The 12,631-nt window shown below is 69.1% G+C and carries 13 protein-coding genes and 1 pseudogene; 7 read left to right on the top strand and 7 right to left on the bottom strand.

Annotated elements, in window-relative coordinates; translation table 11 throughout:
* The first annotated feature begins 278 nt into the window (after nt 1-278).
* Nucleotides 279-1,613: a ribonuclease catalytic domain-containing protein gene (locus tag H5V44_RS11965; protein ID WP_185193367.1), complete on the top strand. Its 1,335-nt coding sequence runs from the start codon at nt 279-281 to the stop codon at nt 1,611-1,613.
* A gap of 27 nt (nt 1,614-1,640) precedes the next feature.
* Here the strand turns inward: H5V44_RS11965 and H5V44_RS11960 are convergent, their stop codons facing one another.
* Both H5V44_RS11960 and H5V44_RS11955 read right to left on the bottom strand, forming a co-directional pair.
* On the bottom strand, nt 1,641-1,874 hold the full coding sequence (locus H5V44_RS11960; protein ID WP_185193366.1) for a DUF7385 family protein: 234 nt from the start codon (nt 1,872-1,874) through the stop codon (nt 1,641-1,643).
* A 72-nt stretch (nt 1,875-1,946) separates the two neighbouring features.
* The gene (locus tag H5V44_RS11955; protein WP_185193365.1) at nt 1,947-2,651 is read right to left on the bottom strand and encodes a rhomboid family intramembrane serine protease; all 705 of its coding nucleotides are present in this window, start codon (nt 2,649-2,651) and stop codon (nt 1,947-1,949) included.
* A 209-nt stretch (nt 2,652-2,860) separates the two neighbouring features.
* On the opposite strand from H5V44_RS11955, the gene H5V44_RS11950 reads away from it, so the two are divergent.
* Together H5V44_RS11950 and H5V44_RS11945 are read left to right on the top strand one after the other, a co-directional pair.
* Nucleotides 2,861-4,180 (top strand): TIGR00341 family protein, encoded by a 1,320-nt coding sequence (locus H5V44_RS11950; protein ID WP_185193364.1) that lies wholly within the window; start codon nt 2,861-2,863, stop codon nt 4,178-4,180.
* A gap of 91 nt (nt 4,181-4,271) precedes the next feature.
* Nucleotides 4,272-4,802: pseudogene (locus H5V44_RS11945) on the top strand (SIMPL domain-containing protein); the annotation flags it as partial.
* 190 nt (nt 4,803-4,992) lie between these two features.
* On the opposite strand, the gene H5V44_RS11940 reads toward H5V44_RS11945, so the two are convergent.
* On the bottom strand, nt 4,993-5,967 hold the full coding sequence (locus H5V44_RS11940; protein ID WP_185193363.1) for an NOG1 family protein: 975 nt from the start codon (nt 5,965-5,967) through the stop codon (nt 4,993-4,995).
* A 109-nt stretch (nt 5,968-6,076) separates the two neighbouring features.
* Here H5V44_RS11940 and H5V44_RS11935 point away from each other — a divergent pair, with 109 nt between their 5' ends.
* A complete protein-coding gene (locus H5V44_RS11935; RefSeq protein WP_185193362.1) occupies nt 6,077-6,454 on the top strand; it encodes a DUF7522 family protein in 378 nt (125 codons plus the stop codon).
* A 6-nt stretch (nt 6,455-6,460) separates the two neighbouring features.
* Here the strand turns inward: H5V44_RS11935 and H5V44_RS11930 are convergent, their stop codons facing one another.
* The 3 genes from H5V44_RS11930 to serS all read right to left on the bottom strand — a co-directional run bounded on the left by H5V44_RS11930 (nt 6,461) and on the right by serS (nt 8,861).
* On the bottom strand, nt 6,461-7,027 hold the full coding sequence (locus H5V44_RS11930) for a DUF367 family protein (RefSeq protein WP_185193361.1): 567 nt from the start codon (nt 7,025-7,027) through the stop codon (nt 6,461-6,463).
* A gap of 51 nt (nt 7,028-7,078) precedes the next feature.
* Nucleotides 7,079-7,366, bottom strand: coding sequence for a HalOD1 output domain-containing protein (locus tag H5V44_RS11925; RefSeq protein WP_185193360.1), 288 nt, complete (start codon nt 7,364-7,366; stop codon nt 7,079-7,081).
* 112 nt (nt 7,367-7,478) lie between these two features.
* The gene (serS, locus tag H5V44_RS11920; protein ID WP_185193359.1) at nt 7,479-8,861 is read right to left on the bottom strand and encodes a serine--tRNA ligase; all 1,383 of its coding nucleotides are present in this window, start codon (nt 8,859-8,861) and stop codon (nt 7,479-7,481) included.
* 282 nt (nt 8,862-9,143) lie between these two features.
* Here serS and uppS point away from each other — a divergent pair, with 282 nt between their 5' ends.
* Nucleotides 9,144-10,085, top strand: a complete 942-nt coding sequence (gene uppS, locus H5V44_RS11915) for a polyprenyl diphosphate synthase (RefSeq protein ID WP_185193358.1) — start codon at nt 9,144-9,146, stop codon at nt 10,083-10,085.
* A 15-nt stretch (nt 10,086-10,100) separates the two neighbouring features.
* On the opposite strand, the gene H5V44_RS11910 is transcribed toward uppS, so the two are convergent.
* Nucleotides 10,101-10,709: an undecaprenyl diphosphate synthase family protein gene (locus H5V44_RS11910; RefSeq protein ID WP_185193357.1), complete on the bottom strand. Its 609-nt coding sequence runs from the start codon at nt 10,707-10,709 to the stop codon at nt 10,101-10,103.
* Nucleotides 10,710-10,851: 142 nt separating this feature from the next.
* On the opposite strand from H5V44_RS11910, the gene H5V44_RS11905 reads away from it, so the two are divergent.
* Together H5V44_RS11905 and H5V44_RS11900 are read left to right on the top strand one after the other, a co-directional pair.
* Nucleotides 10,852-12,165, top strand: a complete 1,314-nt coding sequence (locus H5V44_RS11905; protein WP_185193356.1) for a DUF92 domain-containing protein — start codon at nt 10,852-10,854, stop codon at nt 12,163-12,165.
* A complete protein-coding gene (locus H5V44_RS11900; RefSeq protein WP_185193355.1) occupies nt 12,162-12,617 on the top strand; it encodes a GNAT family N-acetyltransferase in 456 nt (151 codons plus the stop codon). The genes H5V44_RS11905 and H5V44_RS11900 overlap by 4 nt, the downstream gene beginning before the upstream one ends.
* Nucleotides 12,618-12,631: the final 14 nt, after the last annotated feature.

Genomic DNA, 12,631 nt, shown 5'->3' with positions numbered 1-12,631 from the left:
CGAGTTTGTCACGGACGAATGACGAGAGGTTGAGGTGGTTTTCCTCTACCCACTCGGCTTGATTCTCTCGGATAGTGATATTTTTCCGTCTCACTACGTGCGTACTATACGCATTACACGCATAAAATTTGCCATTGTGTGAGTCTGCAACAGAACAGTGTCTGATCAGATAATGACGGTGCTGTATCCTCGACCTACGCCCTCGCTCCGCTCGGGCGTTGAGGACGGGGGCTTAGCGCTTGCAAAAAGCTAACTACCTCTCCGGAGTAGACCCTGGTATGTCGAACGACGCACAATCGCAGGCCGGGACGCCCGAAGGACAGGGTCCCGTCGAGATCTCCGTCGACCTCGCCCGACAGCTCCAGGAGAAACGCGAGGAGCTCTTCGAGGAGTTCGAGATCCGCGACGCGTTCCCGCCAGAGGTCCGGTCGGAGGCGGAAGCCCGCACCGAGGGCGTGCAAGACGAGATCGAGGCGGAACTCGACGACCGGCAGGACCTCCGGGAGCTGACGACCTGGACCACTGACCCGGTCGACGCCCAGGACTTCGACGACGCCCTGAGCATCCGCGAAGGGGAGGAGACGTACACGCTGTGGGTCCACATCGCCGACGTGACCCACTACGTCCACCCCGACTCGGAGATGTGGGCCGAGGCGATCGAGCGGGGCAACACGGTCTATCTCCCCGGCTACACGGTTCATATGCTCCCGCCGATCCTCGCGGAGACGGTCTGCTCGCTCGTCCCCGAGGAGGACCGGCTGGCACACACCGTCGAGATGGAGATCGCGAAGGAGTCGCTCTCCTTCGAGTCCGTGGACATCTACAAGTCGGTGATCCACTCCGACGAGCGGCTGACCTACACGCAGTGCGAGCGCCGGCTCGACGACCCCGATGCGCCGCTGCACGAGGAGAACGCCCTCGTCTACGAACTCGCCGAGGCACTCCACGAACAGCGGAAGGCGGACGGCTCCCTCGTGTTGAACCCGAGCCGGGACCGCGCCCACACCATCATCGAGGAGTGTATGCTGAAGGCCAACAAGGCCGTCACCCACGAACTGATGTGGAACCGCGGGGTCGAGGCGATGTATCGGGTCCACCCGCAGCCGACGCCCGACCAGTGGAACGACGCCCTCCGGGAGATCAACGACTTAGACGGCGTGAGCATTTCGGGCGCCAACTGGGACGACCCCCGGAAAGCGGTCAACGACGCCCTGGAGAACTCGGAGAAGCGCGCGCTGAACAAGATCCAGCGGGCGGTGCTGAAGGTGATGCCGCGCGCGAAATACATGAACGATCCCTTCGGCGGCCACTACGCGCTCAACTTCGACATCTACGGCCACTTCACCTCGCCGATCCGGCGGCTCTCGGACCTGCTGAACCACTGGATCGTTCACGAGAACGACGTGCCCGAGAACCTGGTGGAGCTCTGCGACCGCGCCTCGGATCGCCAGAAGGACGGCGAGACGGCCGAGCGGCTCTACAAACAGTTTCTCGAGGAGGTCGGCCTCGATCCCCACGCGGTCAACAACCGCGGCGTCGTCACCGTCGACGACGACGGCGACGTGGTCAACGAGGAGGGGCTGCCGCCCGAGCGGATCGACCTGCGGGAGTAGCCCGACTCGCGGCGGCGGGACCGCGGGCTATTGCTTGTGGGTGAAAAGCAGGACCTCGTCTTCGTGCGTGGTTACGCAGAGGTCCAGCAGCATACTGAGCTCCAAGCTGTTGTACTCGTCCTCACAGATGACCAGATCGTCGAAGGGGTCACCGCACGCTGGGCAGGCGATGCTCACGGTGTTCCGGTAGGTCGTCACCCCGCCCGCGGACTCGTGGGGCGTCAACGACGAGGTGAGTTCCTCGTACTCGCTGTCCTCCATCGTCCCAACGATTGTATCGATCCGGCATAATTCTACTCCCGGCGGACGACCGTTTCGACGCGCTGCCGCCGCTCACGGGTCGCCGTCGGTCGACTGCCCGCCGACGACCGGGACGTCCGAACAGTCGTGAACGAGGGCGGCGGTTGCGAGGCCGACGAGGAGGCCCGCCGCGTGGCCGACGTTGACGCTCGCCGGCGAGAGCGACACCGCGGCGCCGAGGACCTCGACGGCGACGAGGCCGATCGCACACAGTCCGAACAGCACCGCAAGCAGCTCCAGATCCGTCACTCGGTCGTGGGCCGGGAAGTGGACGGCCGCGAACCCGCCGGCCGCGAACACCACGCCGCTGATGCCGTACGCCGCGACGTAGGGGCGGGAGCCGAACGCCAGCCCCCACCCCGCAAGCGCGACGATCGAGCCGACGGCGGCGACCGCGGCCATCGCCGCGAACCGGCGGGTGGTGAGGTGTGCCTCCACGACCCGGCCGAAGGCCAGCAAAGTGAGCAGGTTGGGGACGACGTGGACGAGTCCCCCGTGGAGCAGCGGGGAAAGCGGCCACGCCAGCCACGGCACACGGAGGTACGCGTAGTTGGTCGCGACGTACACCGAGGGCGCACCCCACCGGACTGCCTGGACCGCCTGGGCGGCGTACACCGCACACACGGCCACCGCCAACAGGTCGGTGACCGGCGCCGACAGCGACCGGTGCTGTGCGAGAACTCCCCGAACGCCGCTCTCGAAGGGCGTGACCAGACTCGACGCCGAGACCGGTCGCATCGACAGGTTGTGGGACGCGAACGGCTATGAGCGTTTGGGCGTGGCGAGGATTTAAGCCCGAAGCCGGGACCAGCGTCGCCGTGACGTGAGTGTCATCCCGCGTCGGGCCGCGGTTGCTCGGCACGTCGGCGCGGGGTCGGGGTTGTGCCGACTGTTTGCTTTCCGCCGCTACCCGCCGGATTCTTGTCCGACGGACGTGATCGACGGACGTGCGACTCGTACAGGTGATGGTCCCGACCGGGAAACGGGAGGCCGTGTTGGACGTGCTCGACGAGGAGGACGTCGACTACGCCCTCTCCGACGAGACCAGCGGGCGCGATTACACCGCGGTCGTCACCTTTCCCCTCCCGACGTCGGCGGTGGAGCCGATCCTCGATCGGCTCCGGGAGGTCGGCATCGAGCGGAACGCCTACACCGTCGTGATGCAGGCCGAGACGGTGGTCTCGAAGCGGTTCGAGGCCCTCGAAGACAGATACGACGCCGACCGGAACGAGGCCGGCAACGGCGACCGGATCGCCCGCGAGGAGCTCGTGGCTCGCGCGAGCGGGATGGCGCTGCCGCTGCGACCGTACGTGCTGATGACGGCGGTCAGTGCGATCGTCGCCACCGCGGGGCTGCTCCTGGATTCGCCCGCCGTGGTGGTCGGGTCAATGGTGATCGCGCCGCTCATCGGCCCCGCCATGGCCGCCAGCGTCGGGACCGTCGTCGACGATCCGGAGCTCGCGCTCCGCGGGATCAAACTGCAGGCGCTCGGCGGGCTCGTCGCGGTCGGCGCCGCGACGGCGTTCGCGCTCCTGATCCGGACGACGAACGTGGTGCCGTTATCCGCCGATGAGGTGTTCGCGATCAACGAGGTCCGCGAGCGGCTCGCCCCGGACATCCTCTCGCTCGTGATCGGACTGGGGGCGGGCGCCGCGGGCGCGGTCTCGTTGGCGTCGGGCGTCTCCTCGGCGCTGGTCGGCGTGATGATCGCCGCCGCGTTGGTCCCCCCGACCGCCGTCGTCGGCATCGGGATCGCGTGGGGGGAGCCGGCGACGGTGCTCGGGTCCGGCGTGCTGGTGCTCGTGAACGTCCTCGCGATCAACCTCGTCGCCCTGATCGTGCTGTGGCGGTACGGCTACCGACCGCGGCTCTGGTTCCGCGAGGACGACGCCCGGACGGCGACCCTCAAGCGTATCTCCGTGCTCGCGGTCGTGCTCCTGCTTCTCACCGGGCTCCTCGGGACGTTCACGTACAGTTCCTACCGGACGGCCGGCTTCGAGGAAGACGCGACCGCCGCGATCGAAGCCGAACTCCCGCCGGCGGCGACCGTCCTCGATCTCGAAGCCACATACGAGGGGTTCCCGCTCCAGACGCCGCGATCGGTAGTGGTGACCGTCGGGTATCCCCCCGCGTCGTCGCCGCCCGCGGCCGGCGACGACATCCGCGAGCAGGTGAGCGCCGCCGCACCCGATCCGATCGGGCCAGTCGGCCACGCCGACATCCGCGTCGAGATCAGGTACGTCGGGGTCGATCGCGAGCCCGAGTGAGCGGAGACGCAACGAACTCCTTGTGTCAAGGGCGTATTGAATACCGCTCCCGTCCGGAGAACGGTATGAACGGCCGAACCGGTGCGGCGCGGTGGCTGTGGTAGCCCTCGTGCTGTTTGCAGGCTGTGGGGCGGCCCTGCAGACGACGGGCGGCGGCACGCCGGCGGGCGATGCCGAGTCCGGGGAACAACCGCGGACGATCTCCACGAGCGGAGTTGGCGAGGCCTCGGCGGAGACCGACCGGGCGGTCGTGACGGTCACCGTCACGGCCCGAGCCGATACGGCTGAGGACGCGCGTGAAGCAGTGGCGGCGGACGCGATGCGGATGCGCGACGCCCTCCGCGGGGCCGGTGTCGACGACGCCGTGACGACGGCGTACTATCGGATTCACCCCCGGTTCGATGGCAACCACGAACGGACGGCCGTCGGTCACGAAGCCGTCCACGCCTGCCGGATCGACGCCGCCGATACCGTCGTCGACGTCGCCGTCGGCAACGGTGCCGACGAGGTTCGGCGCGTGACGTTCACGCTCAGCGACGAGCGCCGGGCCGAACTCCGCGAACAGGCCCTCGGGCGGGCGGTGGGTGCCGCGCGGGCCGACGCTGACACGATCGCCTCCGCGGCGGACCTGTCGATCGCGGGCGTCCAGTCGGTGAGTACCGGCGTGGGGTCGGTCCCGCGTACGCGGCGCGTGAGACCGCGGAACCACGTTCGACGCCGGATCGGTGACCGTCACCGCGACCGTCGACGTGACGTACGTCGCGGCGGCGTAGTCGCAGGGTCGACGCGCCCACCCGACCCGCAAGGACCGATCACTCCTGTCGCGACGGCGGGATCTCCGGCTCCCAGCCGACGGCATCGACCGCGGCGTCGAGTACCTCATCGACGCCCTCGTCGGTTTCGACGCTCATCTGGTAGTCGGCGTCGACGTCCCGCGACCGGTCGCTCTTGTTGTTCACCGTGAGCACCGGCACGTCCCGTTTCCCGAACCGATCGGCGACGGCGTCGCGGAGCGACAGCTGCGCCGACAGCGGGTAGCCGCACGCCTCGCTGGCGTCCACAACGAAGACCACCGCATCACCGAGATGTTCGAGCGCGCTGACGGCCTGTCGCTCGATGTCGTTGCGATCTTCCTCCGGCCGGTCGAGCAGTCCCGGCGTGTCGATGATCTGGTACCGGATCCGGTCGCGGTCGAAGTGGCCGACGTGGACCCCGCGGGTCGTGAACGGGTAGTGGGCGATCTCGTTGTCGGCGCGGGTGACGCGGTTGACGAACGACGACTTCCCGACGTTGGGGTAGCCGGCGACCACGATTGCGGGCTCGTCGGGCCGGATGTCCGGGAGTCCCTTCAGCGCGTCGCGGGCCTCCCCGATCCGTTCGAGGTCGTCGGCGACCTGCTCGACGACGTCGGCCATCCGCGCGAACGCCTGTTTCCGGTGTTTCCGGGCCGTCTCGGGGTCGGTCTTCCGGAGCTTCGGCTGGTACTCCTCCCGGAGCTGCCGGATCTGTCGGCTAGCCCACGTCACCTGCGAGAGGCTCTGTCTGAGGTCGTCGACGTCGACGATCGCGTCCGCGAGCTCGTAGTAGAAGGGGTCGACGGTCCCGAAGTCGGGCCACTGGGTGACCACGTTCTCCAGGTTGTCGGCGAGGATCGACGACGCCGTCTGGAGCATCGACTGCTGGGCGTCGAGCCCGGACTTCGAGCGCCCCGCGCGGGCCGCCCGCGAGAACGCCTTGTCGAGAAGCTCCTCGGAGCGGGGCGTCGTCGGGAGGGACTCGAAGATCATATTGCAGCGTCTACTCGGCCGAGCGATAAAAGCGCGTCCGTTCGGCGACCGCAGCGTCAGTAGTTATATGCAGCCACGAGATCAACCCCGCGTACTCTCCGAATTCGCTATGGCTGAAAATATCGACCCCACGTTCGCGGAGGAACTGACGAGCGCGTGCCGAACGGTGATCGGCGACGAACTGCGCAGCGTCGTCTACTTCACCGACGACGCGGTCGAACAGGTCTACCTGCGATCCGATCTGGACCGGACGGCCGACCTGCTCGGGTTCGCGGAGATCGAACGCACCGGGTTCGAGACCGGCGAGAAGTACCGCGGGACCGAACTCGGCGAGTACCGGGCGACCGTCAGGATGTTCGAGCACGGGTATCTCGTCCGTGTCGTGACCGAGGCGACCGGCGCGTGGGTGACGACCGACGGGATGTCGATGACGCGGTTCGAGGAACTCGCCGCCGCGCTCAAACCCGTACTCAGGGAACACGAGTAGCGACCCTCACTCCCCGCCCCGGTCGAGATACTCCTGCTGGACCTCGACGACGGCCGCCGAGTCGGCACACGCGGCGTACCGCCGGAGCGGCTCCGCGTTGAGTTCCAGGAACGTATGTCCCCAGGTGAACTTCGAGAGGAGGTCGGCCGCGCGGTCCCGACGGCCGAAGATGGCGAGCGCGCCCGCCAGCGCCTCGACCGTGGTCAGCCGCAGCGGGCGGCCGAAGTTGACCGGGTTCGCCGCAACGAGGTACGGGAGCGCGCGGTGCTCCCCGGGGAGCGAGAACCGCGCCTCGCCCGCCGAGTCCCAGGAGCAGTCGAGCGCGACGAGCGGGGCCCCGTCTCCGTCCGCCGGCGACAGCGCCTGCTCGGCGTGTGGGTTCAGGACGACGCCGTACGGGGTGTCGCGGTCCGATCGGTGAAGGTCGATGAGGTCGAAGCGCGCGAGCTTCCGCGCCGTACACTTCTCGGGGTCGTCGTCGCCCTCGTACCGGGCGTGGAGCGTCGGCTCCGCGGACTCGGCGCCCGGGCGGTCGGCGTCGACTGTCGGGCGTTCGTCGGCATCGGCGGTCACACCGCAACCGACGCGGGCCGCGGAGAAAAGCCGTTCGTCGCGCGGGGCGTCTCACTCGGAGGTCGTCCGTCGGACCTGCACGCGCCCGTCGGCCGACACCCGGACGGGGCGGCCGGCGATGCGGAAGACGACGGCGGCGTCGGCGCCGCCGACGGAGGCGAGAAACCGCTCGGCGGGCTCGACGTCGACGGTCGCGTACAGCGGCTGGTTCGGCCCTTCGCCGTCGAGGGCGGTCAGGATGGTGGCGTCGAGTTCGTCCGTACTGCCGAAGTCGTGGTGGGCGATGGTCTCCCAGGCGGCCGCGTCGGGACGGTCGGCGTCACGCGTCGTGTCGGTCATACACGCCAATGGGGGTCGTACGGGCAAGAAACGGATCGACACTGCACCGCAGTTTGGCCCGATTTAGCCGAATATGCCGGTTAATAGGTCGTTAAGACGCGTTTCGGGAGGGCTACTCCCGCGTGCCGTCGCCGACCGCGGACTCGCCGACCGGGGTATGGCCCTCGATGACCTCGGTGCCGCCCATATACGGCCGGAGCGGCTCGGGGACCGTCACGGTTCCGTCGTCGTTCTGGTAGTACTCCAGGATCGCGACCATCACCCGCGGGATGGCGAGCCCCGACCCGTTGAGCGTGTGGAGGTACTCCGCGGACTCGTGGCGCTCCGGGCGATACCGGAGCCCCGCCCGCCGCGCCTGGAACGCCCCGAAGTTCGAGACCGACGAGACCTCCAGCCACCGGCCGCCCGCCTCGGGGCCGTCGTCCATATCGTCCCCCGGCGCCCACACTTCGAGGTCGTACTTCTTCCGCTGTGTGAACCCCAGGTCGCCGGTACACATCTCCAGGATCCGGTAGGGGAGATCGAGCCGCCGCAACACCTCCTCGGCCTCGTCGATGAGCCCCTCGAAGCGCTCCTCGCTCTCCTCGGGCGGCACGAAGTTCACCATCTCGACCTTGTTGAACTGGTGGACGCGGACGATCCCGCGGGTCTCGGTGCCGTGCTCGCCCGCCTCCCGGCGGAAGTTCGGGGTGTACGCCTGGATTTTTAAGGGGAGGTCGTCGTCGAGCAGGATCTCGTCCCGATACATGTTCGTCACCGGCACCTCCGCAGTGGGGCAGAGCCACAGGTCGTCGTCGTCCCACGCGTCGTCGTTCGCGCCGCCGACCCGGTAGGCGTCCTCGCTGAACTTCGGGAGCTGGCCGGTACCCACCATCGACCGGGAGTTCACCGGGATCGGCGGGAAGACGTCGACGTACCCCTGCTCGCGGTGGACGTCGAGCATGAACTGCACCAGGGCGTGCTCCAGTCGCGCGCCGTCGCCCTTCGTGAAGTAGAACCCGCCGCCGGTGACTTTCGCGCCCCGCCGGAAATCCAGGACGTCGAGCTCCTCGCCCAAGTCGTAGTGGGGGACGACCGGATCGGGGAGCGACCGCAGGTCGTCGAACCCTTCGCGTCGGCGCTCGACGTTCTCGGACTCGTCTTCCCCGACCGGTACGTCGTCGTCGGGGATCTGCGGGAGTTCGAGCAGGGCGGCTTCGAGTTCGGCCTCCAGATCGTCGGCGCGCCGCTCGACCTCGTCGAGTTCCCCCTTTAGCTCCTGGGACCGCTCGATGGCCTCCTGGGCGGCCTCGTCGTCGCCGTCGGCCTTCAGCTCCCCGATCTTCGAGGAGATCTCGTTGCGCTCGTGACGGAGGTCGTCGCCGCGCTGCTTCAGCTCGCGCCACTCCGCGTCGACCTCGAGGATCCGGTCCAGATCGACGTCCGTGACCCCCTTCTGCTCCAGCGCCGCACGAACCGTCTCCGGATTCTCACGGAGGAACTGTCTCCCGATCATACCCGGCGATTCATCGGGATCCGGCAAAACCGTGTCGCATCCCTGAGAGTGCTTTTCAGATGAGAATGGAATCGCCGAGATCAAGAGGTCGTATTCCCCGGAAGCCCCCTCGCGCTCGGGCCCTTCCAGTCCCACCCGACGGTGGATTTCGGTCGGCTATCGCGCGTCCAAATACGACTCGCGAGCGCAACTCCCAAGTCGATCCCGTCGGTGGGCGGCCGCTCCCGATTCCCTGGAGACGCCAACGAAAAGACACATATCCCACGACGGAGTGGGTCGGGTATGGCGAGCTGGCTGCGTCGACGCCTCACCCGCGCCTACGAGCGGATGCTCCGCCAGCAGCTCGGGACCGCGCCGGCGCACGTCGCGATCATCCAGGACGGCAACCGCCGGTACGCGAAGGAGCGCGGCGCCGACGCCCCCGACGGCCACCGCGAGGGCGCCGAGACCACAGAGCAGGTGCTCGAGTGGTGTGAGGAGCTCGGAATCGAAGAGCTGACGCTGTATGCCTTCTCCACGGAGAACTTCGAGCGCCCCGACGACGAACTCGACCCCCTCTTCGACCTCATCGAGTCGAAGCTCTACGAGTTCGCCGACGCCGACCGCGTCCACGACAACGGGGTCCGGATCGGGGCGATCGGCGACGTCGACCGACTCCCCGAGCGGGTTCGGGACGCGGTCGACTACGCCGAGTCCCGGACCGCAACGTACGACAGCCTCCGGCTGAACATCGCCCTGGCGTACGGCGGACGGGCCGAGCTTCTGGGTGCCGCCCGCGAGGTCGCTGAAGACGTCGCAGACGGCGACCTCACCCCCGCGGATGTCGACGTCGACGCCGTCGAGCGGCGGCTGGCGGAACACACCACCCGGGACGTGGACCTGATCATCCGGACCGGCGGCGACGAGCGCACCTCGAACTTCCTGCCGTGGCACGCCAACGGCAACGAGGCGGCGGCGTACTTCTGTGCGCCCTACTGGCCGGAGTTCTCGAAGGCCGACTTCCTCCGTGGGCTCCGGACCTACGAGTCCCGCGAGGAGTCCTGGCAGCAGTCCAGAAGCGAACGCGCCGTGGCGCTGCTCCGCGCGGTCGCCGACGCCGAACTCGACGACGCGGCCGCGGTCGCCGGGCGGCTCCGGGCCAAGCTGCCCTCCGCGGGCGCCCGGAAGGTCTCCGCGGAGTTGGAACGGCAGCGCGGATCGGAGTCGGTCGACGGGGCGGATTAGCTTCCCGTCGCCGGGCTACCGCCCGAACCGCCGCTGTCGGTTCTGGTAGTCCAGCACCGCCCGGAGGTAGTCACGCCGGCGGAAGTCCCGCCAGTTCACGTCGGTGAAGTACAGTTCCGCGTACACCGACTGCCAGATCATGAAGTCCGACAGCCGCTCGGCCCCGGTCTTGATCAGGAGGTCCGGGTCGTCGTCGAACACCAGCTGTTCCTCGATCCGATCGGCGTTGACCTCGTCGGGGTCGAGTTCACCCGCGTCGACGGACTCGGCGACGCTTTGCACCGCCGCCGCGAACTCCCGCTTGCCGCCGAGGCCGATGTTGATCCGGACCGGCGCGTCGGCGCGCTCGGTGTCCTCGGGCACCCGGACCGCGACCGGCCGCGGGGCGTCGATCGCGCGGAGTTCGCGGGCGAGGGTGGGTACCACCGCCTCGTCGAGGACGCTCACCGAGACGGTGACCCGCGCGGCCCCGTACTCGAAGGCCCACCGGAGGAACTCCGCGAGCGTGGCGTACGCTCCCTGTTCGAGCAGGTCGCGTTCGGTGATCACGACCGCGACGTGTTCCGGCGGATCGGCGTCGTGAAACCGGTGGCGGAGGGCGAGGTAACGGTCGTACAGTCCCACGGTCGGTGGTGGCGGCTTCGAGGATATATGCCTCGGGGTTGTGGTCGACGCCGGGCGCTATCCGACCGTCGCGAGACGACGGAATTCGCCCGTAATGCCCGATGTCGGGAGGGTTAAGTGCGCGTCGGCGGTATCGAGACGTGTGCAACCGACGCTTCGGCGGGCGGGCGGCTTCGCCCTCGTGGGGACGGTGGCGGTGGCCGCGCCGGCGCTGGGGCGGGCCGCGTTCGCGCCCTTCGCCGCCGTGGCGTTGCTCGCCGCCTTCGTGATCACCGACGGCCCCCTGTTCGACCTCTTCGCACGTCCGGCCGACCGGCGCGAGGGACGCCTGAACGGGCTGACCGGGTTCGCGCTCGCCGCCGCCGGCCTCGCGATCCTCACTACCGAACTCGGGCTGCCGATGGGCCTGTTCGTCGCGTCGGTCCTGGTGCTGTCCTACGGCAACCTCGGCAAGCGGCTGGTGGCCGAGACCTCCGACAACCCGTTTCTGGGGGTCGCGGGGTTCGCCGCCGTGGGGAGCGCGGCGGGTGTCGGCGGCCAGGTCGCGGTGGCGTCGCTGACCGCTTCGCCGCTCGCCCTCCCCCGGTTTGCCTTCCTCGCGGTCGCCGGGACGCTCGTGGCCGCGCTGTTCCGCGAGATGCTGTTCGAGCGCGACGACCCCGTAGTGATGCTGTCGACCGGGCTGCTGCTGTGGCTGTTCGACGGGCTGGCGACCGGGGTCGGAACGGTCCACGTCGCCGCCGGACTCGCGATCACGGTCGCGCTCGGGTACACCTCTTACGCGCTGGGCACGGCGTCGGTAGCGGGGATGCTCTCGGGCGTCCTGCTCGGCTTGCTCGTCGTCGTGTTCGGCGGGTTCGGCTGGTTCGCGGTACTCATCACCTTCTTCGGCGTCGGCGCGCTCTCCACCAAGTACCGGTACGACGAGAAACAGCGCCGCGGCATCGCCGAGGAGAACGACGGGGCTCGCGGGACCGGAAACGTCCTCGGCAACGCCGCCGTCGCTCTGGCGTGTGTGCTCTGTTTCGCCGCCAGCCCGTCGCTGCCGGTCGAGGGGACGCTGTTCCAGTACGCCTTCGCCGGGTCGATGGCGGCGGCGCTGAGCGACACGCTCTCGTCGGAACTCGGCGGGCTCTACGACAACCCGCGGCTGATCACCACGCTCGAACGCGTGCCGCCCGGGACCGACGGCGGCGTCACCTGGCAGGGGGAGGTGTTCGGGCTGCTCGGCGCGGTGGTCGTCGCCGGCGTCGCCTTCGGGCTCCTCCCCGACGTGTCGCCGATGGGTGCGGCCGCGGTCGCGGCCGGCGGGCTGGCCGGGATGACCGTCGACAGCCTGCTGGGTGCGACCGTCGAGGGCGCCGCGGTCGGGAACGAGGCCGTCAACTTCGCGGCCACCCTGATCGGGGCGCTCGTGAGCGCGGTCGCGGCGCTCGTGGTCCTGACCCCGCCGTGATCCGCCCCGTACGCGCCGGCGACGCTACCGCGATCGCCTCGCTGCAGACGCTTCTCGACGCGCCGTCGCCCCGGCTGCTCGCAGCGGCGGAAGCCGTCGGGACCTGTCTGGTCGCCGTCGACGGGGACGACGCCGCCGGAAACGGCGACCACCCGGTCGGCTACGCGCTGGTTATCGGCGAGGGCGACACGCACCTCGCGGAGCTGGTGGTCCACCCCGACTACCGCCGCGAGGGCCACGGGCGGGCGCTGGTCGACGCCGTCGTCGACAGACAGGCGCCCGGAACGCGGGTGACGCTCGCGGTCGCGGCGGACAACGACCCTGCGCGGTCGCTGTACGAGTCGGCCGACTTCCGCCCGCTCGACCGCCGGCCGCAGTTCTACGAGTCGGTCGAGGGCTGTGCCGACGAGGCAGTTGTGTACGCTCACGACGTGCCCGAAGCGCACGGCTGAGTCGGGTTTGCGCT

It is taken from the genome of Halobellus ruber, from assembly GCF_014212355.1.
Classification (GTDB): domain Archaea; phylum Halobacteriota; class Halobacteria; order Halobacteriales; family Haloferacaceae; genus Haloquadratum; species Haloquadratum rubrum.
The sequence above is the reverse complement of the archived record's forward strand: the minus strand, read 5'-3'. Positions and strand labels throughout refer to the sequence as shown.